This is a genomic window from Flavonifractor sp. An92, from assembly GCF_002159175.1.
Taxonomy (GTDB): domain Bacteria; phylum Bacillota; class Clostridia; order Oscillospirales; family Oscillospiraceae; genus Pseudoflavonifractor_A.
On sequence record NZ_NFGZ01000001.1, the window covers coordinates 44,599 to 69,054 of the forward strand.

A 24,456-nucleotide genomic window follows, 5' to 3' on the forward strand; every position below is an offset into this window, starting at 1 on the left:
TTTCAAAACTGAATACCAGCCGCCACCGGCGGCCAGCGAAAGCAGTAAGTCTGAAAAAGATTTGCTGCTTTTTTTGTTGTCCATTTGGCAAAATCGCAAATTACCCGTAGTAGGTAGGTGAAGCCAGAAAAAACTGCCTGCTCCGTTTGGCAAATTTCAAAACGCGGTGGTGTGGGGAGTGAAAGGAAAAATTTTCTGCTCGCCGGTTGCCAAAATCCCCTTTCCCGCATTACAGAAGCAAAAGAAATTTTGAGAAAATCCCCGTTTAGCGGGCAGCAAAGCCCCTCTGCGGAGTAATATTGGCGAAAGGAAAAAAGGCCGCCCACAGCGGGCTGAAAGCCCTGTCCTGCCCGTTCTATGTACGAAAAAACCAGACAGGGGCAGTCTGCGGCAGTTACAGAGCAAGTTTCTACCACGGTGCCAAAATCCGCAATTCTGCGGTTTTGCCCCTCGCGGGAAACTTGTTGGGGAGTGCCTTCCCCAAACCCTGCTATGGCGGCTTGCACCGCAAAAATATTTCCGACCGGCGAAAAGTTTTTTCTCACTTTCGCCCCGGAAATAGCTAACAGATAAGAGAATTTTTTGTGATAAGTGAAAGGAGGTTTACAGCCTATGCCGAAGCGATACAACACGCCCCACCGCAGCCGCGTTGTGAAAACCCGGCTGTCCGAAGATGAATACGCCGACTTCACAGCGCGGCTTGCACCCTATGGTATCAGCCAGTCCGAATTTCTCCGGCAGGCGATACGGCGCACCACCATACGCCCCATTATCCATGTGTCAGCGGTCAATGACGAACTGCTTTCCGCTGTCGGGAAACTCACAGCCGAGTACGGCAAAATCGGTGGCAACCTCAACCAGATAGCCCGGTATCTGAACGAGTACGGCGCACCTTACCATGCGCTGTCCGGCGAAGTACGCGCCGCCATAGCCGACCTTGCCGCCCTCAAGTATGAAGTCTTACAGAAAGTAGGTGACGCGGTTGGCAACACTCAAGCATATCAACTCTAAAAACGCCGACTACGGAGCCGCCGAACAATACCTGCTTTTTGAGCATGACGAGTTTACCATGAAGCCCGTCCTTGATGAAACCGGCAGGCTTATCCCCCGCGAGGACTACCGGCTGTCCACGCTGAACTGCGGCGGGGAGGATTTTGCCGTTGCCTGTATGCGGGCAAATCTCCGCTATGAGAAAAAACAGCGGCGGGAAGATGTGAAAAGCCACCACTATATCATCAGCTTTGACCCACGGGACGGGCCGGACAATGGCTTGACCGTAGACCGGGCGCAGGCATTGGGCGAGAAGTTTTGCGCCGAGCATTTCCCCGGCCACCAGGCCCTTGTATGCACCCACCCGGACGGACATAACCACAGCGGCAATATCCATGTGCATATCGTTATCAATTCGCTGCGGATAGAGGAAGTCCCGTTCCTGCCCTACATGGACAGGCCAGCCGACACGAAAGCCGGTTGCAAGCACCGCTGTACTGACGCGGCCTTGCGCTACTTCAAGTCCGAAGTCATGGAGATGTGCCACCGGGAGGGGCTTTACCAAATCGACCTCCTGAACGGCAGTAAGAACCGCGTGACCGACCGGGAGTATTGGGCGCAGAAAAAAGGACAGGCCGCGCTGGACAGGCAGAACGCCCCCATGATTGCAGGCGGTATCACGCCCCGGCAGACCAAGTTTGAAACGAACAAGGAAAAACTGCGGCAGACCATACGGAAAGCCCTTGCCACCGCCACCGGCTTTGACGAGTTTTCCTCTCTGCTGCTGCGGGAGGGCGTGGCCGTCAAGGAGAGCCGTGGTCGGCTGTCCTACCTCACGCCGGACAGGACAAAGCCCATTACCGCCCGGAAACTGGGCGACGATTTTGACCGCGCCGCTGTCCTTGCCGTTTTGGAGCGGAACGCCGCCAGAGCCACAGAAAAGGCCGCAGCCATACCCGAATATCCCCGGCATGGGAAAACCGGCATACAGCCCACAAAAGCCCCACAAACCGCCCCGAAACAGGACGGTGTGCAGCGGCTTGTGGACATTGAGCAGAAAAAGGCCGAGGGCAAGGGCAAAGGCTACGAGCATTGGGCGAAGATACACAACATCAAGCAGATGGCCAAGACGCTGAATGTGTACCAGCAGTACGGCTTCACTTCCCCGGAGCAGTTGGAAGCTGCTTTTGATACCGCCTATGAGGAAATGCGCCAGACCAGCGGCGAACTGAAAACGCTGGAAACGAAGCTGCAAGGGAAAAAGGAGTTGCAGCGACAGGTACTTGCCTACGCCAAGACCAAGCCCGCCCGCGACGGCCTGAAAGCGCAGAAATCCCCCAAAGCCCGCGAAGCATACCGGCAGGCGCATGAGAGCGACTTTATCATAGCCGATGCAGCCGCCCGGTATTTCAAGGCACATGGCATTACCAGGCTGCCCGCCCGGAAAGCGTTGCAGGACGAGATCGAGCAGCTTGTTTCCAAGAAATCCGGCCTGTATAACACCTACCACGAACAGAAACAGCGGTACACGGAGTTGCAGACCGTCAAGCGGAATATCGATCAGATTTTGCGCCGGGAGGAACCCCACCGCAGAAAGGAGCAGAGCCATGAACGATAACCCGCCCCGCATGGACTACCGCCAGCACCGGCGGGCGCGGCGTCTGGTACATGAGTGCTGTAACTATGACGGGGGGAACTGCCTGCTGTTAGACGACGGGGAGCCTTGCGTATGCGTCCAGAGCATTTCCTTTTCCCTCATGTGCCGCTGGTTCCGTGTGGCTGTCCTGCCCCTTGACGGGGAACTGGCCGCAGCCCTCTTGTACCGGGGGAGCCGGAAACGGTGTGCCGTCTGCGGGGCGGCATTTGTCCCCAAATCCAACCGGGGAAAATACTGCCCCGACTGCGCCGGGCGCATGAAGAAACTCAAAGCCGCCGAACGAAAGCGGAAACAAAGGCATAAATGTCACGCTTTAGAGCCTTTCAAACCCGCATAAATCAAGGCTTTTTTCGTGGGTGTCAAAGGGTACGCGATACATTTATCCTTTTTCCCCGGAAACAGCGTTCTAAATGCGTACAAACCGCCAAAATCAACCCGAACACAGGGAGGTGATCCTATCGCTGATTATATCATGGCAGACACGAAGCTGCCCGCCTATCTGCCTTACCCCCGTTTCCTGCTGAAAATGGAGATTTCCCAGACCGCCAAGCTGCTGTATGCGCTGCTGTTAGACCGTTCCACCCTCTCCCAGAAGAACAAGTGGCAGGACGACGAGGGCAGGATTTATATTATCTATCCCATCGCAGAGATAGCCGAAATACTGGATAAAGGCAGCACCACCATAAAGGGGGCGCTGAATGAACTGGACATAGCGGGGCTGCTGGAACGGGAACGGGGCGGCTTCTCCGCACCGAACCGACTGTATGTGAAAGTGCCGCGTGTGCCACAGGTACAGTTTTCCGACCAACTGATGGCCGGAAAACCGACCCTCATAGAGCCGGAAAACCGACCTACTGATGGTCAGAAAACCGACCTTATGATGGTCGGAAAACCGTCCCCTAACCAAACTACTATAAACAACCTTACAGAGAGCCAAACAATGGGAGTGAGTGGGGAGCCGCCCGCAGCCTATGGCCGATACCAGAATGTTTTTCTGTCACAGACCGAATACGACGAGTTGCAGGCAGAGTACCCCGACAGGCTGGAACGGTTCATTGAGGAAATGAGCCGCTACCTTGCCGCCAGCGGGAAAAGCTACCAGAACTATGCCGCCGCCCTGCGGATATGGGCGGGGAATGACAAAAAGGGCGCCCCGAAAAAGGGCATACCAGACTACTCATGCAAGGAGGGCGAGAGTTTATGAAGAACGAAATCAACGCTGTTTTGGAGAATATGACGGCTGCCACCCCGGAGCCGGAGGACTACACCGGCGAGGACGGTTTACTGTACTGCGGCAAGTGCCGCAAGCCGAAAGAAGCCTATTTTGCGCCGGACAAGGCCGCTATCTTTGGCCGTGACCGCCACCCGGCAGAATGCGACTGCCAGAGAGCCGCCCGCGAGGAACGGGAGGCCGCCGAAAAGCGGCGCAGGCACCTTGACGCCGTGGAAGAACTGAAACGCCGGGGCTTTACCGACCCCACCATGCGGGACTGGACTTTTGAGAACGACAACGGCAGGAACCCGCAGACCGGGATTGCCCGCCGGTATGTGGAACACTGGGAGGATATGCGAACCGACAATATCGGCTGCCTGTTCTGGGGCGGCGTGGGAACCGGGAAAAGCTACCTTGCGGGCTGTATCGCAAACGCCCTCATGGAGAAAGAAATCCCCGTCCACATGACGAACTTTGCCCTTATCCTCAACGACCTTGCCGCCAGCTTTGAGGGGCGCAACGAGTACATTTCCCGCCTTTGCCGCTATCCGCTGCTTATCCTTGACGACTTCGGCATGGAACGCGGCACCGAGTACGGGCTGGAACAGGTTTTCAATGTGATTGACAGCCGTTACCGCAGCGGCAAGCCGCTGATCGTCACGACCAACCTCACGCTGGACGACCTGCACAACCCGGAGGACACCGCCCATTCCCGGATTTATGACCGGCTGCTTTCCATGTGCGTCCCGGTGCGCTTCACCGGCGAGAATTTCCGTCAGGAAACCGCACAGCGGAAAATGGAAAGCATGAAGAAACTGATTACCGACTGAAAGGAGTATTGCCTATGGCAGATAACAAGCAGCACGACACCCGCACCGCCCGCCGCCCCGACTGCGTGACGGAAATCCGCATGGGCAATTCCGTCCTTGTCGTGTCCGGCTATTTCAAAAAGGACACCACGACCACCGCCGCCGACAAAATGGCGCGGGTACTGGAAGCGGAAGCCGCTGCTACACAAAAATCGGCAATTTGACAAATCATAAAGAAGCAGATTTTACACTTTTGCCGCTATACAGCCCGCCCTATTCCGTGGTACAATGAAACCACGGAATAGTGGGGCTGGCTGTCGGAAACGGAGGATTTTATGTTAAGACAAGCCACCCAAAACCTCATTACCGCCCTTTATCCGAGATTGTCCCATGAGGACGAATTGCAAGGCGAGAGTAATTCCATATCGAACCAAAAACGGATACTCGAAACCTTTGCAAAACAGAATGGCTTTACCAACCTGCGCTGGTACACCGACGACGGCTATTCCGGCGCGAACTTTCAAAGGCCCGGTTTTCAAGCCATGCTTGCAGACATTGAAGCCGGGAAAGTGGGTACGGTCATCGTCAAGGACATGAGCCGGTTAGGGCGAAACTACTTGCAGGTGGGATTTTACACGGAAATGCTGTTCCCTCAAAAGGGAGTGCGTTTTATCGCTGTCAACGACAATGTGGACAGTGCAAACGGCGGCATGGACAACGATTTTACCCCTCTGCGAAATCTGTTCAACGAATGGCTGGTGAGAGATACGAGCAAGAAAATCAAAGCAGTAAAACGAGCAAAAGGCATGAGTGGAAAGCCCGTTACCAGCAAGCCGGTCTATGGCTACCTCATGGACGAGGACGAGAACTATCTCGTTGACGAGGAAACCGCGCCGGTTGTCCAGCAGATATACCAGCTTTGCCTTGCCGGGAATGGCCCGACCAAGATTGCCCGTATGCTGTCGGAGCAGCAAATCCCCACGCCGGGGACGCTGGAATACCGCAGGACGGGCAGCACCCGCCGCTACCACCCCGGCTATGAGTGCAAATGGGCGACGAACACCGTTGTTCATATCCTCGAAAACCGGGAGTACACCGGCTGTCTGGTAAACTTCAAGACGGAGAAGCCCTCTTACAAGGTCAAGCACAGTGTAGAGAACCCCGTGGAGAAACAGGCCATTTTCCCAAACCACCATGAACCGATTATCGACACGGAAACATGGGAGCGCGTGCAGGAGTTACGCAAGCAGCGCAAACGCCCGAACCGCTATGACGAGGTGGGGCTGTTCTCCGGTATGCTGTTCTGCGCCGACTGCGGCCATGTGATGTACCAGCAGCGGTATCAGAACAAGAACCGCAAGCAGGACTGTTACATCTGCGGCAGCTACAAGAAGCGCACCCGCGACTGTACGGCGCACTTTATCCGCACCGACCTGTTGACCGCCGGTGTCCTCTCCAATCTCCGGCAGGTGACGGAATACGCCGCCAAGCATGAGAGCCGCTTTGTGAAGCTGCTTATCCAGCAGAACGAGATCGGCGGCAAGAGAAAGACCGCCGCAGCCACCAAGCAGCTTGAACAGGCGCAGGAGCGCATTTCCGAAGTGAGCCGCATTATCAAGCGGCTGTATGAGGACAATGTGAACGGCAAAATCAGCGACGAGCGTTTCATGGAACTGTCGGCAGACTATGAGCAGGAGCAGCGGGAACTGAAAGACCGCGCCGCCGCTTTGCAGGAAGAACTGGACAAGTCGCAGGCCGCCACCGTCAACGCGGAAAAGTTTATGGGGATTGTCCGAAAGCACCTTGCCTTTGAGGAATTGACCCCCACCCTCTTGCGGGAGATGATTGAGAAAATCGTCGTGCATGAGTGCAGCTATGACGAGAACGGCACCCGCAGGCAGGACATTGAGATTTATTACAGCTTTGTCGGCAAGATTGACTTGCCCGAAGCCTAACGCCCGACCTATCCGACACAATGGCCAAGTGCCGGATAGGAACGGCAAAATTTTTTGCACTTCTATTACTTCTTTATCACACATAAGCAAAGTCGCAGGGCATCAAGCAGCTTGTCGCGGGCGGCGGTGTCGCCCTGATCGGCGTCACTCTGGTTCCCATGCTGTCCGGTCTGCTGGGCTAATCCCCCGGCTGTCCGCCATCCACCACCTACTACCGCAAACTGTAATCGTTAAATCCTAACACACCACCGCGCCCTCTCGGTTCCATGCGGGAGGGCGCGGGAAAGGAGGTGTACCCGCATGATAGGCGAACTCATAGGGGATTGGATCAAAGGCATTTTAATCGACGGTATCATGGGCAACCTGTCCGGGCTGTTCAGCACGGTCAATACCAAAGTTGGAGAAATCGCCTCGGATGTGGGAGCGACACCGCAGGCGTGGAACAGCGGCATATTCAATATGCTGCAATCTCTATCGGACACGGTGATCGTCCCCATTGCAGCGGCGATCCTTGCCATTATCATGTGCTATGAGCTGATAGACATGATCGTGGAAAAGAACAATATGCACGACTTTGACACGTCCATGTTCTTCCGCTGGATTTTCAAAAGTGCTTTCGCCGTCCTCATTGTGACGAACACATGGAACATCGTCATGGGCGTTTTCGACGCCACCCAAGCCGTCGTCAACCAGAGTGCCGGGGTGATTATCGGGGAAACCAGCATTGACTTTGACACCCTCATTCCCGACCTTGAAACACAACTGGAAGCTATGGACATCGGGCCGCTGCTGGGCTTGTGGTTCCAGACCCTTGTTGTGGGGCTGACGATGAACATTCTTTCCATCTGTATTTTCCTTGTGACATACGGCAGAATGATCGAGATTTATGCCGTGACCGCGCTGGGGCCGATCCCCCTTGCCACGCTGGGCAATGCGGAGTGGCGCGGCGTCGGCCAGAATTACTTGAAATCCCTGTTGGCGCTGGGCTTTCAAGCCTTTTTGATTATGGTGGTTGTCGGCATCTATGCGGTGCTGATCCAGCAAATCGGACAGGCAGCGGATATATCCGGGGCCATTTGGGGCTGTATGGGCTACACGGTTCTGCTTTGCTTCTGTCTGTTCAAGACCGGCAGCATATCGAAAGCCGTCTTTACTGCTCACTGATTGGAGGTGCAACCGATACGAATAGGACTGATTGATGTGGATTCCCACAATTTTCCCAACCTCTGCCTGATGAAGCTGTCTGCCTACCACAAGGCGCAGGGCCATCAAGTGATGTGGTGGAACCCGCTGTTTTACTTTGATGTGGTCTACAAAAGCCGGGTGTTTACGGACACCTATTCCAAAGACAAGATCACCGTCACCAACGCCGGAACCGTCATCAAGGGCGGCACGGGGTACGGCCCCGGCCCTGACCTGCCGGATGAAATCGAACATACCTACCCGGACTATTCACTCTATCCGCAGTATTCCGAAACCGCCTACGGCTTTTTAAGCCGGGGCTGTCCAAGGGGCTGCGGATTTTGCATTGTCGGAGGCAAGGAGGGCCGCCGGAGCCGGAAAGTGGCCGACCTGTCCGAGTTTTGGCGGGGCCAGCGGGAAATCAAGCTGATGGACGCAAACCTGCTGGCCTGTCCCGACCATGAAAGCCTGCTTTTGCAGCTTGCCGACAGCCGGGCGCTGGTAGACTTCTCCCAAGGGCTTGACATCCGCCTGATAACGCCCGACAATGTGGCGCTTCTCAACCGTGTGCGGACGAAAGCCGTACATTTCGCATGGGATAACCCCAACGAGGACTTGACGGGCTATTTCCAGCGGTTCGTGGAAATGACGGCAATCAAGAATTTCCGTAATCGCCGGGTATATGTGCTGACGAACTACGGCAGCACCCATGAACAGGACTTGTACCGCGTGGAAACCCTGCGGCGCATGGGCTTTGATCCGTTTGTGATGATCTATGAAAAGCCCACGGCCCCGCCCATTACCCGCTGTTTGCAGCAATGGGTGAACAACAAACGGGTGTTCCATGTCGTCGAAAACTTTTACGACTTTGAGCCGGTAAAAAAGCTGCGGAACAGCAGCATGGAAACGAGGTGATCTGATTGGCTTATGTGACCGTCCCAAAGGACTTGACCCGCGTAAAATCCAAGATTGTGTTTGGCCTTACCAAACGGCAACTGATCTGCTTCGGCGGTGCGCTTCTCGTAGGCGTCCCGCTTTATTTTTTGCTCCGGGGCCGGGTGACCGGCAGCGCGGCGGCCCTGATTATGGTGTTTGCCATGCTGCCGGGCTTGCTGCTGGCTCTGTATGAGCGCCACGGCCAGCCCCTTGAAGTGGTGGTATGGCAGATCGTCCAGTGCTGCTTTATCCAACCCAAAGAGAGGCCCTACCAAACCGACAACGCCTATACTGCCCTCATGCGGCAGCACCAAATGGAAAAGGAGGTAAATGCGATTGTCCGAAAAGCAAAGAAACGAGCCGCCTGTAAAGCTCACCCGCGCCGAAAAGCGGGAAATACAGGCCATCATCCGCAAGTATAAGGGCGACGGCAAGGCCCATTCCGCACAGGCCAGCATCCCGTATCAGGCCATGTACCCGGACGGAATTTGCAGGGTGACGGCCAACACGTTCAGCAAGTGTATCGAGTTTTCCGACATCAGCTATCAGCTTGCACAGGCCGACACCAAGACGGCCATCTTTGAAAACCTGTGCGATCTCTACAACTATCTGGACGCCTCTATCCACGTCCAGCTTTCCTTTGTCAACCGCAAGATCGACCCCAAGCAGTACGCCAAGAGCTTTGAGATCAAGGCGCAGGGGGACGACTTCGACGACATCCGGGCGGAGTATTCCGGCATCCTGCAAGACCAGCTTATGCGGGGCAACAACGGCCTCACCAAGCGCAAGTTCCTCACATTCACCATTGAGGCCGACAACCTGAAAATGGCCCGCGCCCGTCTGACCCGCATTGAAACCGACCTGCTGGGCTATTTCAAGACGATGGGGGCCGTGGCTCATGTGCTGGACGCCAAGGAACGTCTGGAAGTGCTGCATGGGGTACTCCACCCCGACGCCGAGCCGTTTCAGTTTGAATGGAAATGGCTGGCCCCGTCCGGCCTCTCCACCAAAGATTTTATCGCCCCGTCCTCGTTCCGCTTCGGCAATTCCCGGATGTTTGGACTGGGCGGCAAGTATGGGGCCGTGAGCTTCTTAAACATTCTGTCCCCGGAGCTGTCGGACGAAATGCTGGCTGACTTCCTCAATACGGAAAACGGCATTGTCGTCAATCTCCATGTGCAGGCCATCGACCAGAGCGAGGCCATTAAGACGGTGAAGCGCAAGATCACCGACCTTGACGCCATGAAGATACAGGAACAGAAACGGGCTGTCCGCAGCGGCTACGACATGGACATCCTGCCCAGTGACCTTGCCACCTACGGACAGGACGCCAAGGAGCTTTTGAAAACCCTGCAAAGCCGGAATGAGAGGATGTTTCAGATCACTTTTCTGGTGATGAACACCGCCGACACCCGGCAGAAGTTGGAGAACGATGTGTTTTGGGCCGCAGGTGTGGCGCAGAAATACAACTGTTCCCTTGTCCGTTTGGACTACCAGCAGGAACAGGGCCTTATGAGCAGCCTGCCGCTGGGGGCCAACCATATCAAGATCGAGCGTTCCCTGACGACTTCCAGCGTGGCCGTGTTTGTACCGTTCGTGACACAGGAGCTTTTCATGGGCGGCGACGCCATGTATTACGGCGTCAATGCCAAGACCGGCAACATGATTATGCTGGACAGAAAACGGGCGCGGTGTCCCAACGGTTTGAAGCTGGGTACTCCCGGTTCCGGCAAGTCCATGAGCTGCAAATCCGAGATCGTCAGCGTGTTCCTCTGTACCCCGGACGACGTGTATATCTGCGACCCGGAAGCCGAGTATTACCCCCTTGTGAAGCGGCTCCACGGCCAAGTGGTGAAGCTGTCGCCCACCAGCAAATCCTATGTGAACCCGCTGGACATCAACCTGAATTACAGTGAGGACGAAAACCCGCTGGCTCTGAAATCCGACTTTGTGCTGTCGTTCTGTGAGCTTGTCATGGGCGGCAAGAACGGGCTGGAAGCCATCGAAAAGACGGTCATTGACCGGGCTGTGCAGGTGATCTACCGGCCCTATCTGGCAGACCCCCGCCCGGAGAATATGCCGATCCTGTCCGACCTGCATCAAGCCCTGTTAGACCAGCATATCCCGGAGGCTGACCGTGTGGCGCAGGCCCTTGACCTGTATGTAAACGGCAGCCTGAACGTCTTTAACCACCGCACCAATGTCAACATCGAGAACCGCATTGTGGCTTTCGACATCAAGGAGCTGGGCAAGCAGCTTAAAAAGCTGGGGATGCTCATTGTCCAAGACCAGATTTGGGGCCGCGTGACCCAAAACCGAAGCCAAGGCAAGGCGACGTGGTACTTCTGCGACGAGTTCCATTTGCTTCTGCGAGAGGAACAGACGGCAGCTTTCTCCTGCGAGATTTGGAAGCGTTTCAGAAAATGGGGCGGCATCCCGACAGGTGCCACCCAGAACGTCAAAGACCTGCTTTCTTCCCCGGAGATCGAAAACATTCTGGAAAATAGCGACTTCATTTGCCTGCTCAATCAGGCGTCCGGCGACCGGCGTATCCTTGCAGAGCGATTGAACATTTCCCCGCAGCAATTACGGTATGTGGACAATTCCGAACCCGGCGAGGGGCTTTTGATCTATGAAAATGTGATCCTGCCGTTCCGCAACCCCATCCCACAGCGCAGCCAGCTCTACAAGATTATGACGACCCGGTTAGGCGAGGGCGAAACGGTATGACAGACAAGGAGGTGACGCCCTATGAAGCCATTGAAGCCCCGTGACAAGGTGACGCAGCACATGACCCGCGACGGCCTGACGCTGGACAACCAGACCACCGGCGAGAGCATCAACATTTCCAGCCGGGAGGCCGAACAGGACTATTCCGCAGCCGAGCCGGGCGGCACCGCTGAAAAGGTGCTGGAACGTGCCGGGGACATCCGGGAGCGCAGCAAGGCGAAGCGGGCCGCCAAGGATGGCGCGAATACGGCGGCGCAGGCCACCGGCCCCGCGTCCCGCCTGCAATTCACCGCCGAGGAACGGGCCGATCCCGCCCTTTCCAAGTACATCCACAAGGCGGAAAAGCGGGCGGATAAGCTGGACGCAGCCAAAGAAGCCCTGCCGAAAAAGCGCGTCGTCACCACGGAAACCGTCTATGACGAGGCCAAGGGCAAGGCCAAAACCAAGCTGCACTTTGACACGGTGGAGAAACCGGCTCCCAAGCTCAAACCCAACCCGGCCAGCCGTCCGATGGAGGAAGCTGGCCTGTATCTGCATGGAAAAATCCATGAGGTTGAGCATGAGAATGTGGGCGTCGAGGGCGGCCATAAGGGAGAAGAACTTGCCGAGCGCCAAGCGGGAAAAGCCATTCGCAGCAGCATCCGGCGTCATAAGCTCAAACCCTACCGGGCCGCAGCCAAGGCCGAGAAAAAGGCCATTGCCGCCAATGCGGAGTACATCTACCAGAAATCCTTGCGGGACAACCCGGAAATGGCGCAGGCGGTGAAAAACCCGGTGGCCCGGTTCTGGCAGAAACAGAAAATCAAACGGGACTACGCCAAGGCAGCACGGGCGGCGGGCCAGACGGCACAGGGCGCAGCCAGCGCCACAAAAACCACCGCCGCAGCCGCCAAAAAAGCCGCCGAGAAAAGCAAACAGGCCGCGTCCTTTGTGGCCCGGCACTGGAAAGGTGTGCTGCTGATCGGCGGCGTGGGCCTTATGCTCATGCTGATTATGGGCGGCCTGCAATCCTGTACGGCCATGTTCGGCAGCGCCGGAACCGGCGTGGCGGCCACGTCCTATCTGTCCGAGGACAGCGATATGCTGGGGGCGGAAGCCGCCTATGCGGACATGGAGGCCGATTTGCAGTATGAGCTTGACAACTACGAAAGCCTGCACCCCGGCTATGACGAATACCGCTACGATCTGGACGAGATCGGCCATGACCCCTATGTGCTGACTTCCATCCTGTCGGCGCTGCATGAGGGCGTCTATACGCTGGGCGACGTACAAGGCGACCTTGCCATGCTCTTTGAGAAGCAATACACCCTGACACAGACCATTGAAACCGAAACCCGATACCGCACCGAAACCCGGACGGACAGCGAGGGCAACCCCTACACCGTGGAAGTTCCCTACACCTACTACATCTGCAATGTGAAGCTGGAAAACTTTGACCTGTCCCATCTGCCTGTCTACATCATGGGCGAGGATCAAATGAGCCTGTATGCGGTGTATATGCACACGCTGGGCAACCGGCCTGACCTGTTTCCCACAGGCACTTATCCCAACGCTTCCACCGTCAAGGAGCCGACCTACTACGACATTCCCCCGGAGGCTTTGGAGGACGCCACCTTTGCCGCAATGATGGCCGAGGCGGAAAAGTATATTGGCTATCCCTATGTGTGGGGCGGCAGCTCTCCCAGCACCAGCTTTGATTGCAGCGGCTTTGTGAGCTGGGTAATCAATCACAGCGGATGGGATGTGGGACGGCTGGGCGCACAGGGCCTTTGCAATATCTGTACCCCTGTTTCCCCGGAACAGGTTAAGCCCGGCGACCTTGTGTTTTTTGTCGGCACCTACGACACCCCCGGCGTTTCCCATGTCGGCATTTATGTGGGCAATTCCGTGATGTTGCACTGTGGCGACCCTATTTCTTACACCAACCTCAATTCGAGTTATTGGCAGCAGCATTTCTATTGTTACGGGCGTCTGCCTTGACGCCAGAAAGGAGTTTTGACGATGGCAAACAAACTTGACCGTATCGAAAAAGACATTGAGAAAACCAAGGCCAAGATCGCGGAGCTGCAAAAGCAGCTTCGTGAGCTGGAAGCGGCAAAGACCGAGCAGGAGAATTTGCAGATCATCCAGCTTGTGCGCGGCCTGAACATGAAGCCGGAGGAATTTGCGGCGTTCCTGCGCGGCGGCGCTTTGCAGAGCGCCCCGGCCCCGCAGCCGGATTTTGAACAGGAGGACAATGCCGATGAAGAATAAGATCATTCGCACGTTTACCGTGACGCTGGCCGCCGTGCTTTGCCTGACGGCCTTTTCCACCACCGCTTTTGCCGGTGGAACTGACCCCAACCCGGAGCCTTTGCCGGAAACCACCGAGGCACCGCAGGAGGAAGAACCCACCACTGGCGGCATGGAGCCGGAGGGCGTACCTGTCACCCCGGAGGGCAACGCAACGCTGGTGGATGATTTCTATGGGGACAAGCAGCTTATCACCGTTACCACCAAGGCGGGCAACTACTTTTATATTTTAATCGACCGGGCCAACGAGGACAAGGAAACCGCCGTTCACTTCCTCAACCAAGTGGACGACGCCGATCTACAAGCACTGTTGGAGGACGGCGAAGCTGCCCCGGAAACCTGCACCTGTACGACCAAGTGCGCGGCAGGAACCGTCAACACGAATTGCCCGGTATGTAAAACCAATATGACCGAGTGTACCGGCCCGGAGCCGGAGCCGCAGGAGCCGGAGGAAACCGAGCAGCCGCAGGAAGATGAAGCGAAAGGCAGCGGCATGGGCGGCCTTGTCGTGTTCCTTGTGGTGGCCCTGATCGGCGGCGGCGCGGCCCTTTACTTCTTCAAGTTTAGAAAGCCCAAGGCCGACACCAAGGGCGGCGACGAGCTGGACGAATACGATTTTGGCGAGGACGAGGACGACGAGGACGAACCGACCCCGGAGGACGAGGAACCCGCGCAGGATAAGGAGGAATAAAGAATGAGTATTCAGTTGGTAATTGCAGAGAAACCGAGCGTCGCCCGCAGCATTGCGGGCGTGATCGGTGCAGATCAGAAACGGGACGGCTACATGGAGGGAAACGGCTATCTGGTGAGCTGGTGTATCGGCCACCTTGTTTCCCTTGCCGACGCCGGAGCCTATGACGAGCGTTTCAAGAAGTGGCGCTATGACGACCTGCCGATTTTGCCGCAGGAGTGGCAGTACATCATCCCCGCCGAGAAGAAAGGACAGTTTGCCGTGCTGCGCTCTCTGATGGAGCGCCCCGACGTGACGGGGCTTGTGTGCGCCACCGACGCCGGGCGCGAGGGCGAATTGATTTTCCGTTTCGTCTATCAGATGGCGGGCTGCAAAAAGCCGTTCAAGCGCCTTTGGATTTCCAGCATGGAGGACACCGCGATCCGCGATGGCTTTGCCCACCTGAAACCGGGGGCCGACTACGACGACCTGTATCAATCGGCCCTGTGCCGGGCGCAGGCCGATTGGTTGGTGGGGATCAACGCCACCCGGCTTTTCTCCATCCTCTATCACAAGACCCTGACCGTGGGCCGTGTCCAGACGCCTACCCTCAATATGCTGGTTGACCGGGAGGCCAAAATCAGCAATTTCAAGAAAGAGAAATACCACGTTGTCCATATCGCGGCGGGCGGCATGGAGGCGGCCAGCGACCGCTTTATGAACCCCGACGACGCCGACGCCACCAAGACGGCCTGTGCAGGAGCGCAGGCCGTTTGTGTATCGGTGAAGCGTGAGAAAAAGACGGAGCAGCCGCCCCGTCTTTACGATCTTACCACCTTACAGCGGGAGGCCAACCGCCTGTTTGGATTTACCGCCAAACAGACCCTTGACTATGCCCAACAGCTCTATGAAAAGAAGCTGCTGACTTATCCCCGTACCGACAGCCAGTATCTTACCGACGATATGCAGCCCACAGCGGAAAGCATCGTGTCCGGCCTGTGGCCGCTGCTTTCCTTTGCGGCGGGGCTGGACATTGCCCCGCAGTTTAGCCGGGTGCTGAACAGCAAAAAGGTGTCCGACCACCACGCCATTATCCCCACGATGGAGTTTGTGCAGAAAGGCTTTGACGGGCTGACCGAGGGCGAAAAGAAACTGCTGTCCCTTGTGTGCTGCAAGCTGCTGTGTGCCGTGGCTGCGCCCCATGTGTATGAGGCCGTCACCGCCACATTCACCTGCGCCGGGAACGAGTTCACCGCCAAGGGCAAAACCATTTTCACCCCCGGCTGGAAAGAGATTGAGCGCCGCTTCAAGGCGTCGTTCAAGACCGACGCCGACGAGGACGCGCCGGAGCTGGCGCGGGAGCTGCCGGAGATCACCGAGGGCCAGACCTTTGACCCGGTGGAGGCCAGCATCACCGAGCATTTCACCACGCCGCCCAAGCCCTACACCGAAGATACGCTGCTGTCGGCTATGGAACGGGCCGGGGCCGAGGATATGCCGGAGGACGCCGAGCGCCAAGGTTTGGGAACCCCGGCAACCCGCGCTTCCATTCTGGAAAAGCTGGTGCAGATGGGCTTTGTGGAACGCAAAGGCAAACAGCTACTTCCCACCAAGGACGGCCACAACCTTGTGTGCGTCCTGCCGGATGTGCTGACCTCTCCCCAGCTCACGGCGGAATGGGAAACCAAGCTGACGGCCATTGCCAAGGGCGAGGCTGACCCGGAGGGCTTCATGGTGGGCATTGAGGAAATGACCCGGAGCCTGATTTCCCGGTATTCGCAGATCAGCGAGGACGCGCAGAAGTTGTTTCAAGCCGAGCGTGTTGTTATCGGCAAGTGTCCCCGCTGCGGCGAAGCCGTCTATGAGGGCAAGAAAAACTATTACTGCGGAAACCGGGCCTGCCAGTTTGTCATGTGGAAGAATGACCGATTTTTTGAGGAACGGGGCAAGACGTTCACCCCGAAGATCGCCGCCGCGCTGCTCAAAGACGGAAAGGCAAAGGTAAAGGGCCTGCGCTCCATGAAAACCGGCAAAACCTACGACGGGACGGTGCTTTTGGCCGATACCGGCGGAAAATACGTCAACTACCGCGTGGAGAAAAGGAGCTGACGGAGTAACGTAGCAAGCATAGGAAGTGTAGCCACACTTCCGATAAATCCCTGACCCGGCCACCCTGCCGGGCCGGGGATTTTGCTTGTTGGGGAAAGCCCCAAACCCCTATTTTTGAAAGAAAGGAGGGCTGCCAATGGCAAGTCTTAGGGACGTTGTATCAGAGTATCAAGACGACCTGCGGAACGGCATTGCATGGCTGGCGTTCTGGCGCGAGGGCCGGAGCTGGCAGGCCGAGGCGTTCCACCTTGATCTGGACGACACCCTTTATCCAGAGGACAGAGCGCGGCTTGCCGAGATACAGGCCGCCGATCCACGGGCCATTGCGGTGAATGGCTACTATTCCGGCTATCTGTCCGAGAAAATGAGCGTGGCGGAGTTGGCCGCCGGTGTGAGGCACCACTATGACAACGGCCTGAACAACATTGCTCCATTCATAGAGGCCCACAGCGACGAGCTGCCGCCGGATGTGTTGGAGGCAGCAAGGGAAAAAGCCCATGCTGCCGGACTGCCTTTCTATGAGCGCCCCTACCGTGGGGACGACATCGACCCATACACCTATGACGGCCACATGAGCATTGAGGACTACGAGTTAATGCAGAAATTGATGGAACAAGACAGAGAAAGGAGTGAACCCATGAGCGAAGTATTTTCGATCCTGCTTCATAACCGACAGCGTTATGAGCAAGGCAAAGAGGGCCTTTGGTTTTCTTTGCCGACTACAACCGAAAAGCTGCAAGCAGCCCTGCGGGAAATCGGGATCAGTGCCGACAATCCGCAGGATTTTTTCTTGTACGGCTACCGAAGCCCGCAGGAGCGTCCCATTAAGCTGCCCCGCGATCTGGTGCTGTCCGCTGACGTGGACGAACTGAACTTCCTTGCCGCGAGGCTGGAAAAGCTGGACGCCGCCGAGCTTGCGGAGCTGAACGCCGCCCTGACAAGCCCGCAGAGCGATTTTCACAGTATCGGCCAGATCATCGACTACCCCGACAACGTGGACTACTATGTGCATCTGCCGGATGTCACCGGCACGGGCCAGTTGGGTGACTACTACCTGAACCGTTCCGGCATGGTGGATATGCCGGAGGAATGGAAAGCGGGAATTTTCCTGCCCAGTTTCGGCCTGCATATTGCCAATACGGAGCATGGTGTTTTCACCGATTACGGCTATCTGGTGAAAAGCGGCGACGAGTGGCAGCGTGTCCATGAGGGCCAGCCGGTGCCGGAGGAATACCGGGTGATGGCCTATCCCGCGCCGGAAATTTTGCGGGACGAGGCCCCGGCCCGGACGGTGCAGCCGGAGGCAGCGCCCGCCGCCGAAGCTGCGGCCCCGCCGCCCGTCGTCCCTATCATTCTCAACAGCCAGAACAGCGCCGACCGCATGAAAGAGATCACCGACCGGCTGGAAACCGGCATACAGGAGCTTTTCGAGAGTGAACGCTACAAAGCCTATCTCACCTCTATGGCGAAGTTCCACAGTTACAGCTTTAACAATACACTGCTGATCGCCATGCAGGGCGGTCAGCTTGTAGCGGGCTACAACAAGTGGCGGGACGATTTTCACCGCAATGTGAAGCGGGGCGAGAAAGGCATCAAGATTCTGGCCCCCGCCCCCTACAAGGTGAAAAAGGAAGTGCCGAAGCTGGACGAACAGGGCCAGCCGGTCATGGACAAGGACGGCAACCCCGTTACCGAGAAAAAAGAAATCCAAGTTCCGGCGTTCAAGATCGTGTCTGTCTTTGACGTGAGCCAGACCGAGGGAGAACCGCTGCCCTCTATCGGTGTGGACGAGCTGGCCGGGAATGTGGAGCAATACGAGGACTTCTTCAAGGCGCTGGAACAGACTTCCCCCGTGCCGATGGCCTTTGAGGACATCCCCGGTGGTTCTCACGGCTACTACCACCTGACGGAAAAGCGGATCGCCATTCAGGAGAACATGAGTGAGCTGCAAACTTTGAAAACAGCCATCCATGAGATTGCCCATGCCAAGCTCCACGCCATTGACCCGGACGCCCCTGTGACCGAGCAGGCCGACCGGCCCGACAGCCGCACCCGCGAGGTGCAGGCCGAGAGTGTGGCCTATGCCGTCTGCCAGCACTACGGGCTGGACACGTCCGACTATTCCTTTGGGTATGTGGCCGGTTGGAGTTCCGGCAAAGACCTGAAAGAGCTGCGGGCGTCCCTTGAAACCATCCGGGCCACCGCCCATGAGCTGATTACCGCCATCGACGGCCACCTTGCCGAGCTTCAGCAACAGCGGCAGGCGCAGCAGACCGTGGAACAGGCCGCCGAGCAGCCTGCCCCCGACAGTGTGTTTTCCAAGCTGCCCCCGGAACAGCAGCAGGAAATGACCGACAGTGTAAAAGCTATGCTGCAAACCCTGATTGACGCCGATGTGAAATCCACCGGCGAGGTGACGCAAGGCACGTTGGACGCCATTCAGACACAGGGCTTTGTCCTTTCCGGCGACGGGACGCTGCAACGGGCCGAGGCCAGCCAAACGCCGGAGCCGCAGGCCGAGGCCCCGGCCCTTGACCCGGCAGCGGAGCCGGTTGTGACGATCCTGTTCAGCGAAAGCCCCCATCTGGAAATGGGCCAGCAAATGCCGCTGCATGAGGCTGACGCCTTGTTTGCCCGGCTGGACGCAGAACATCGAGGCGGCGGCTACTATGACAAGACCGACTTCCGCATTGATTTTACATTCCAAGGAGAGCCGCACAGCTATTCCGGGCGGCAGGACTTTGGCGACCGGGACGGTTCCCTGATTGAGCATATCCGGGAGTATCAGACCTTTTATCTGAACGACGAAAAATGGAAAGACCATCTGACCCGGCAGGGCGGCCCGGAGGCATGGGCGGAGGATCACGCCAGCCGGGAAGCCTTTCTCACCGAGATCATCCCCTACATGGAGCTGCATTGCAACCTGTCCCGGCTGGAACAGGAGGTGCAGACCCGTTTGGCGTCCAGCGACACCCTGACGCCGGAGGAAACCGCCTACTATGGGGCGTTGGTGGACTACGCTATGGAGTGCCGCCCGCTGCTCAACCACGGAGAGCCTTTGCCGGAAATGCCGAAACTGACCGACTTCGACCAGAGCTTGCAGGACTACAAAGCGCAGGTGGAGGCCGAAATTGCACAGGAGGCCGCCGACGCCGGTATGACCGTGGAGGAATATGCGGCGGTTGGCTATGAGGCCCCGGCCCAGCCGCAGGAAGCCCAAGAGCCGCCCCAGCAGGAAACCCCGGAACAACCGACGAAAGAGCCTGCGGCGTCCGACTACTACTATTCCATCAATGAGGGCGCTGCCCGCCGTGCCAAGGAAATGAACAGCTTTTCCGACTACCAGCCCGGCAGCGCCACAGCCGAGTACCGGCATTATGTGGATAAAGCCTTTGCGCTGGCACAGGAACAGAAAAAGCGCGTCGATCCCATGTACCATGAGAAGATCGACAGCCTGCTTGACACCTATGCCCGGAAACTGGCTGCCAACATGAACCACGGCTATGAGATTGACGCCCGTGTTCCGTCCATTTTGATTGCCGGTGGTTCCAATTTCCCGGTACGGAAGAAAGAAAAACAGAACGCGGCCCGCGACAGCAATATGCAGGAATGGCAGTACATTCAAGGGCTGCTTGATAAAATCCGCAGCACCGGCATGGGCGGCATCCGGCAGGACGATCCGCAGGCCATTCCCAAGCTGCAAAAGAAGCTGGACGGTCTGGAAAAGGCGCAGGAAACCATGAAAGCGGTCAATGCCTATTACCGCAAACACGGTACGCTGGACGGCTGCCCGCACCTCTCTCCTGAAAACATCGAAAACCTGAAAGCGGATATGGCGTCCGGCTGGCACTATGAAAAGAAGCCGTTTCAGAGCTGGGAGCTGTCCAACAACAATGCCGAAATCCGCCGTGTCCGGCAGCGGATCGAAAGCCTGACCCGTGCAAATGAAGTGGCCTATGTGGGCTGGGAATTTGACGGCGGCCATGTGGAGGCCAACCGGGATCAGGGGCGCTTGCAGGTGTTCTTTGACGGCAAGCCGGAAGCGGACGCCCGCCAGCAGTTGAAAGAGAACGGTTTCCGCTGGGCGCCGAGTGTGGGCGCATGGCAGCGGCTTTTGAACGACAATGCCTACCGTGCGTCGGACAGGATCGCTTGTATTCAGCCCCTTTCCGGCATCAAGCCCACGGAGCTGCAACGCAACAGCAGCCGGGAGCAGCGGGAGCAGATGGCACAGGATCAGACCGAGCCGGACTACTTCTACCGGGTACACGCCACCCCCAGCAGCGACAGCCGGGAAAACCTGTATATGCTGCAAGCCTATGTTCCGCAGGACAACGGCAGGGCCAAGATCGGGGATATTCTCTACGTCGGAACGCCGGAACGGTGCCGGGAGCTGATGGATCAGCTCAATACCGGGGAGCTGACGCAGGAGGCCATCAAGGAGCTGTATGCCAAGGAGCAGGAGCAGCCGACACCTGAACCCACCCCGGAACAGGAACCGGCACCAGAGCCGGAGCCGGAACAAGAACCCATGCAGGAGCCGGAAACCGCCCCGGCGCAGGAAGTTACTTCCGACGACGAGCCGCAGGCAGCCCCCGCAAAAACCCTGACGGAGTTGCAGGAAAAGGCGCTGGAAATCGCTGACCGCTACAAAGACCTGCCCTTGCAGGCCAAGATTGATGTGATCGCGCAGGCGTTTGGCTGTAAGACCGGCGAAATCCACACGTCCCCCTGTACCGGCAAATGGCGCGGCACCAGCGACATGACGATCCGTTTTGACAACGGCGCGTCCCTGTTTATCGGCAACCACCTGACGCCGAAAGCCAAGACGGTCAAGGTGCAGACGGAATGTGTCAACCGTACTTTGGTACAGTACAACCCGGAGATCGTCAAGGCCACCAAGGAAGCGGCCCTGCCCGCGCTGTTGCAGCGGGAGGCCAAGGACAATGAGATTGCGGCCCAAAAGGGCTTGAAGCCCTACACGCTGCTCAATGTGGAATTTAACGAGGGAGCCGACGAAAAGACCGGCGGTTATATTGGCTGGTACTATGTGACGCTGGCCGTGGACGGCAAAATCTGTACCCATCTGGAAACGGGATTGAACCATGATATTGCGGACGGCAAGGTGAGCGACACCCCCACACGGGCCGACTACTACCCGGCAGGAGCCTTGAAAGAGGCCGATGTGGACTACGTTTTCAATAACGTGGGCTTTTCCTCTGCATCAACCCTCTATACGGTGCCGCTGCGGGACGATGTGCGGGAACGTGCCGAAAAGACACTGGCCGAGCGCAGCGCCGCCGCGCCGGAAGCTGGCCGGGAATGGGGCTTTTACATCATTCCCGACCTGAAAACATGGGCCACCAATGCCGAACAGCAAACCCCGATTGAACACTTCGCCACCTTTGAGGAAGCCAAGGCCCGGTTCGACGAGCTGCGGAGCCAGCCCTACAACAGCGAGGCCAAGGATTTGAACACCGATGGCCGCCCCTACGCCCATCTGACGCTGGGCATGGAAAGCAAGGACGGCATGAGCGCCGCCGATATTCTCCATGTGCGGGCGGGCCAGAATTATCTTGTGGAGGATTTCACCCGCATGGAACGTCTGCGGAGTGATCCCGTGGTACTGGAAAGCCTCTCCCGTGTGGCACAGGAAATCGGCTTTGACCGGGTGCGGCCCTATGTGATGGAGAACAGCAGCTACAAGGCCATGCCGGATATGCCTTTCACCCAATGGGAAAACCCTTATTTCACCGTCGATCCCCCGGCGCAGGAGCAGGGCAACACCTTTGCCATCTACCAGCTCAAAGGCGGGCCGGAAACACGGGATTATCGCTTTGAGGCTTACGAGAGTTTGCAGGAAGCGGGGCTGGCCGTTGACCGGCAGAATTACGATCTGGTTTACACGGCCCCGCTGGACGGTAAAACCACGCTGGAGGACATTTACCGCACATTCAACCTTGACCGTCCCGCCGACTTCACCGGCCACAGCCTTTCCGTTTCCGACGTTGTGGTGCTGAACCACAGCGGCAAGGAGGAAGCCCATTATTGTGACAGCTTCGGCTTTACGCCGGTGCCGGAGTTCTTCTTGCAGCGGGAAAAACAGCTTACGCCACGGGAATTGCTCACCGGCGAGAGCATCCAGACCCCACGGGGCAGCTTCCTTGTAACCGACATGAGCCGGGAGCAGTTGGAGGCCGCAGGCTATGGCTTCCACCACCAATCCGAGGACGGCAAGTATCTTATCATGGGCAACGGCACGGACGCCTTTGCCATCCCCGCCCAGCAGGAAAGCCCCATCAAGGCCGCTGAAATGACGACCGAGCAGAACTACAACATGATCGACGGCGTTCTGAACAATGCCCCGACCATGAGTGAGCTGGAAGCCAAGGCCAAAGCCGGGGAACAGATTTCCTTGTTTGACGTGGCCGAGGCAGCCAAGGCGGAAGCCCGAAAGCCCAAGCAGCCCCAGCGCCCGGCGCAGAAACCGAAAAAGCCGTCCATCCGGGCGCAGCTCAAAGCCGCCAAGGAGGAACAACAGAAGAAACCGCCACAGCGGGAAAAGACACAGGAATTGGAGGTGTGACGCCATGAACAGGTTTGAGAATGTGGATGTTGTGGCCGCGCTGGAACAGCTCATGCGGCAGAACACCGCCTTTTATCGCAATGATTTTGAGATCGACAAGGAGATCATCGGGCGGGCCGCTGCCAGCGACAAGGCCGAGGACAAAACGCTGCTGTGGATGTCCCGTCCGTCCGGGACGTACTGTTTCCGGGAGCGCGACGTTTTCCTGCAAGATACCCGGCAGCATAACACATGGCGCTTTTATGGAGAGCAGACCCGTGACCGTATTCTGGCCTACGCCGTGGAGCTGACCGGCAAGGTGGGCGGAAAGATACGGGGCAATCTCTATGAGCTGGACTATCCCCAGCATTTCCAGCACGTCGCAGCCGAGGCGGTACAGGCCGACACCATCATCCTGCACTATGAAAAGGGCAACCGGGAACAGCCCGCCAGCCTGTATTTTGACGGACGGCCTGACCCCAAGCTGGGGGCGTTCCTACGGTATGAGGCAAAACCCAATGAGCCGGAAAACCTGCGGGAAGTGCTGCGGCAGGAGCAGAAAAGCCGGGAGCAGCTTGCCCCCGGCGACTTCAAAGCCCATGTCACGGCGCTGCATGACCGCCTGATCCGGGACGAGGCCCAGCGTATTGTTGCGGAAATGAAAGGTCTTTCTGCCCCCAATAGCCCCAACAAGACGCATTTCATGGTGGAACTGTCCCCCTATTTTACGCAAATCGCGTCCAGCAAGGACACCGACCGCCTCTTTTCCATGCTGCCCTACAAATCGCTGGTGTTTACCGGCATCAGGGACAGGCATGGGATATATGCCATGATAAGCAAAGACGAGAACCGGGACAAGGAAGTGCGGCGGCCCCGCGCTTCCATCCGAAAGCAGCTTTCCGAAAATAAGCAGGCCCAAGCCCCGAAAAAGGCCCCGGCCCGCACCAAGAAAAACGAATTGGAGGTATGACAATGCAGTTTAATGTGGAAGAAGAAAACCTGATCTGTCTGTATCACAATGCCGACCGGCGCAGGACGATGGCGAAGCTCCATGCCGCGCTGCCGGATATGGACGGGGAAATGGCGGCACTGGCCCGCCAGACCCTTGCCAAGCTGGATACCATGACCGACGCCGACTTTGCGGCGTATCAGTTCCATTTCACGGACGAGTAAGTAAAGCATAACGAAGCGCCGGGCGCGGGGGCTGTATGGCCTCTGCGTCCGGCGCTGTTTTTTTACGTTTATGATCCCTTAAACACTTCTGTCATAGTTTGGCCTTGCTTTTTGTACGAGAGAAAACTATACTAAATCTTAGACAAACAACTTCTTTTGTTCAATTCAATAACGT

Annotated in this window: 19 protein-coding genes and 1 pseudogene; 19 read left to right on the top strand and 1 reads right to left on the bottom strand. The window is 57.3% G+C overall.

The genetic code is table 11. The annotated features are described in order from the left end of the window. Nucleotides 1–2: 2 nt before the first annotated feature. Complete coding sequence (locus B5G43_RS17205) at nucleotides 3–629, bottom strand: hypothetical protein (RefSeq protein ID WP_158097313.1); 627 nt, start codon at nucleotides 627–629, stop codon at nucleotides 3–5. On the opposite strand from B5G43_RS17205, the gene mobC reads away from it, so the two are divergent. From mobC to B5G43_RS00370, 19 genes and pseudogenes are all read left to right on the top strand, one after another. Continuing rightward, nucleotides 613–1,011, top strand: coding sequence for a plasmid mobilization relaxosome protein MobC (gene mobC / locus B5G43_RS00260; protein ID WP_087257661.1), 399 nt, complete (start codon nucleotides 613–615; stop codon nucleotides 1,009–1,011). The genes B5G43_RS17205 and mobC overlap by 17 nt on opposite strands. Continuing rightward, entirely contained in the window at nucleotides 983–2,608 is a 1,626-nt protein-coding gene (locus B5G43_RS00265; RefSeq protein WP_087257665.1) for a relaxase/mobilization nuclease domain-containing protein, read from the top strand. The genes mobC and B5G43_RS00265 overlap by 29 nt, the downstream gene beginning before the upstream one ends. Further along, the gene (locus B5G43_RS00270) at nucleotides 2,598–2,984 is read left to right on the top strand and encodes a cysteine-rich VLP domain-containing protein (protein ID WP_087257668.1); all 387 of its coding nucleotides are present in this window, start codon (nucleotides 2,598–2,600) and stop codon (nucleotides 2,982–2,984) included. Before B5G43_RS00265 ends, B5G43_RS00270 begins: the two co-directional genes overlap by 11 nt. A 135-nt stretch (nucleotides 2,985–3,119) precedes the next feature. Further along, the gene (locus B5G43_RS00275; RefSeq protein WP_242960395.1) at nucleotides 3,120–3,851 is read left to right on the top strand and encodes a replication initiator protein A; all 732 of its coding nucleotides are present in this window, start codon (nucleotides 3,120–3,122) and stop codon (nucleotides 3,849–3,851) included. After that, nucleotides 3,848–4,690 carry an ATP-binding protein gene (locus tag B5G43_RS00280; protein ID WP_087257671.1) on the top strand — a complete coding sequence of 281 codons (843 nt, stop codon included), beginning with the start codon at nucleotides 3,848–3,850 and terminating at the stop codon, nucleotides 4,688–4,690. Before B5G43_RS00275 ends, B5G43_RS00280 begins: the two co-directional genes overlap by 4 nt. Before the next feature lie 14 nt (nucleotides 4,691–4,704). Then, on the top strand, nucleotides 4,705–4,893 hold the full coding sequence (locus B5G43_RS00285) for a transposon-encoded TnpW family protein (RefSeq protein ID WP_087257674.1): 189 nt from the start codon (nucleotides 4,705–4,707) through the stop codon (nucleotides 4,891–4,893). Nucleotides 4,894–5,004: 111 nt separating this feature from the next. Next, nucleotides 5,005–6,624 carry a recombinase family protein gene (locus tag B5G43_RS00290; protein ID WP_087257677.1) on the top strand — a complete coding sequence of 540 codons (1,620 nt, stop codon included), beginning with the start codon at nucleotides 5,005–5,007 and terminating at the stop codon, nucleotides 6,622–6,624. A gap of 86 nt (nucleotides 6,625–6,710) precedes the next feature. Then, nucleotides 6,711–6,806 (top strand): annotated as a pseudogene (locus B5G43_RS17590) (Maff2 family protein); the annotation flags it as partial. A 118-nt stretch (nucleotides 6,807–6,924) separates the two neighbouring features. After that, nucleotides 6,925–7,788 carry a CD0415/CD1112 family protein gene (locus B5G43_RS00300; RefSeq protein ID WP_087171101.1) on the top strand — a complete coding sequence of 288 codons (864 nt, stop codon included), beginning with the start codon at nucleotides 6,925–6,927 and terminating at the stop codon, nucleotides 7,786–7,788. A gap of 69 nt (nucleotides 7,789–7,857) precedes the next feature. Beyond that, nucleotides 7,858–8,721 carry a radical SAM protein gene (locus B5G43_RS00305; RefSeq protein WP_087258352.1) on the top strand — a complete coding sequence of 288 codons (864 nt, stop codon included), beginning with the start codon at nucleotides 7,858–7,860 and terminating at the stop codon, nucleotides 8,719–8,721. Nucleotides 8,722–8,726: 5 nt separating this feature from the next. Then, nucleotides 8,727–9,164: a PrgI family protein gene (locus B5G43_RS00310; RefSeq protein ID WP_087171146.1), complete on the top strand. Its 438-nt coding sequence runs from the start codon at nucleotides 8,727–8,729 to the stop codon at nucleotides 9,162–9,164. After that, on the top strand, nucleotides 9,073–11,472 hold the full coding sequence (locus B5G43_RS00315) for a PrgI family protein (RefSeq protein ID WP_206404992.1): 2,400 nt from the start codon (nucleotides 9,073–9,075) through the stop codon (nucleotides 11,470–11,472). Before B5G43_RS00310 ends, B5G43_RS00315 begins: the two co-directional genes overlap by 92 nt. 21 nt (nucleotides 11,473–11,493) lie before the next feature. Then, nucleotides 11,494–13,452: a C40 family peptidase gene (locus tag B5G43_RS00320; RefSeq protein WP_087257683.1), complete on the top strand. Its 1,959-nt coding sequence runs from the start codon at nucleotides 11,494–11,496 to the stop codon at nucleotides 13,450–13,452. A 21-nt stretch (nucleotides 13,453–13,473) separates the two neighbouring features. Continuing rightward, nucleotides 13,474–13,725: a DUF4315 family protein gene (locus tag B5G43_RS00325; RefSeq protein WP_087257686.1), complete on the top strand. Its 252-nt coding sequence runs from the start codon at nucleotides 13,474–13,476 to the stop codon at nucleotides 13,723–13,725. After that, the gene (locus B5G43_RS00330; protein WP_087257689.1) at nucleotides 13,715–14,455 is read left to right on the top strand and encodes a DUF4366 domain-containing protein; all 741 of its coding nucleotides are present in this window, start codon (nucleotides 13,715–13,717) and stop codon (nucleotides 14,453–14,455) included. The genes B5G43_RS00325 and B5G43_RS00330 overlap by 11 nt, the downstream gene beginning before the upstream one ends. 3 nt (nucleotides 14,456–14,458) lie before the next feature. Then, nucleotides 14,459–16,543: a DNA topoisomerase 3 gene (locus B5G43_RS00335; protein ID WP_087257692.1), complete on the top strand. Its 2,085-nt coding sequence runs from the start codon at nucleotides 14,459–14,461 to the stop codon at nucleotides 16,541–16,543. A gap of 136 nt (nucleotides 16,544–16,679) precedes the next feature. Beyond that, a complete protein-coding gene (locus tag B5G43_RS17595) occupies nucleotides 16,680–23,129 on the top strand; it encodes a YodL domain-containing protein (protein WP_343214353.1) in 6,450 nt (2,149 codons plus the stop codon). A gap of 4 nt (nucleotides 23,130–23,133) precedes the next feature. Next, on the top strand, nucleotides 23,134–24,078 hold the full coding sequence (locus tag B5G43_RS00365) for a hypothetical protein (protein WP_087257700.1): 945 nt from the start codon (nucleotides 23,134–23,136) through the stop codon (nucleotides 24,076–24,078). Nucleotides 24,079–24,080: 2 nt separating this feature from the next. Next, complete coding sequence (locus tag B5G43_RS00370; protein ID WP_087257703.1) at nucleotides 24,081–24,281, top strand: transposon-transfer assisting family protein; 201 nt, start codon at nucleotides 24,081–24,083, stop codon at nucleotides 24,279–24,281. Nucleotides 24,282–24,456 lie beyond the last annotated feature (175 nt).